Source organism: Paramagnetospirillum marisnigri (genome assembly GCF_001650715.1).
Lineage (GTDB): Bacteria > Pseudomonadota > Alphaproteobacteria > Rhodospirillales > Magnetospirillaceae > Phaeospirillum > Phaeospirillum marisnigri.
In genome coordinates this window covers 1-1,491 of sequence record NZ_LWQT01000130.1, presented here as the reverse complement: position 1 = coordinate 1,491, position 1,491 = coordinate 1, and the positions used below count along the sequence as shown (strand labels likewise).

Below are 1,491 nucleotides of genomic sequence, written 5' to 3'. Positions count from 1 at the left end.
ATGTCTCTTCTTCGGCATGGAATGTCCCCTTCATGGTCAGTTGAATTATTACATTCAACCTGGAGCCATTCACGGGGGGAGGGTCACTTCGGGGTGACCGCCGGACTGCTCTACTACTTGGCGGTGGCGTTCGCCGGCAAGGGCGTGGTCGAGTTGCAGAACGCTAAGGTGCTTCCCATCACTCCGCTGGAGGGGTGGCCGAGTGTCGATTGGCTTGGACTGTTCCCCACCCTTGAGGGTGCCACGGCCCAGGCCATCCTGGTCGTGCCCCTGCTGGTCGGCATCCTTGTTCTGCAATTCAAGAAACGAGCCGCGAGGGCAGCGTGAACAATAATTCATTCGACGAGGTTCGGACCAAGGCGTCAGTGCGCCCAGCTTCGGCACGGAAGGTCGCGGCGGCTGTCGAAGCGTTCTTCGTCCGCAATCGCACATGGCTGTCATGGGTCCATGCTGCCATGTTCCTGGTCTTTCTCGGCATCATCCTCGTGCCGGTTTTTCTACCCGATCCTCCGGGCAACGCCACGCCGTTGACCCACTACACCACCTTTACCAATTACCTATTGTGGGGATTGTGGTTTCCGCTGGTGTTCATGTCGGTGATCTTCACCGGACGTTCCTGGTGCGGCCTGCTTTGCCCCATGGGAGCGGCGGCCGAGAAGGCCAACGCCTATGGGCCGAAGTTCAAGATTCCCAGCTGGCTAAGTTGGGAAGGCACGCCTGTGGTAAGCTTTCTCATCGTCACCATTCTCGGTCAGACGGTGGGGGTGCGCGACCATCCCGAGGCCGCAGCCGAGGTCTTCGGCGGCACCATGCTGGCCGCGATCATCATCGGCTGGCTGTTCGGCTCCAAGAAGCGAGCGCGGTGTCGGCACGCCTGCCCGATCGGTCTGCTGCTGGGCGTGTTCTCGCGTCTGGGAGCGGTGGAGTTCGCCCCATGGACCCGCAAGTCCACCACCGAGGGCTACACCGACCGGGGCATCTGTCCGACCCTGATCGATATCTCCCGCAAGACTGAATCGCGTCACTGCATCGAATGCTTTCGCTGCGTCAACCTGATGCCGGTCAGCAATATCGAGGCCATTCCGTCGCGTCGCCTCTTCACCCTTTGGGGACAGCAGGTCCTGTTCGATGACACAGTCAGCGTGCGGCTAGGTCAGCTTGCGGTCGATGATGAATTCGTGGTCAGCAAGCTGTCCTCGGTATTCGTCAACAGCACCTTCGGCTTCCCGTTCGGAATTTCCGGCAATCTTCCCAGTGGTGGCGCCGCTTTCCCCATGCCGACGCCGGGGGCTCGGGTCAAGCTGAACCTGACGGACGAAGTCTCCTGGATGACGGCGGCCTTCGCTGGCGACCCTGCGGGCAAGTTTGACGTCCGCGATCCCCAGTGGCGCAATCATGACGGCACTGACCCTCCCCCCGTGAATGGCTCCAGGTTGAATGTAATAATTCAACTGACCATGAAGGGGACATTCCATGCCGAAGAAGAGACAT

At 60.3% G+C, this 1,491-nt stretch carries 1 protein-coding gene and 1 pseudogene; both read left to right on the top strand.

Annotation, left to right across the window (positions count from 1 at the left end):
• A pseudogene (locus A6A04_RS20620) lies at window positions 1-327 on the top strand (hypothetical protein); the annotation flags it as partial.
• A gap of 128 nt (window positions 328-455) precedes the next feature.
• A partial coding sequence (locus tag A6A04_RS22060) for a carbohydrate porin (RefSeq protein ID WP_245651327.1) occupies window positions 456-1,491 on the top strand: 1,036 nt, incomplete at its 3' end.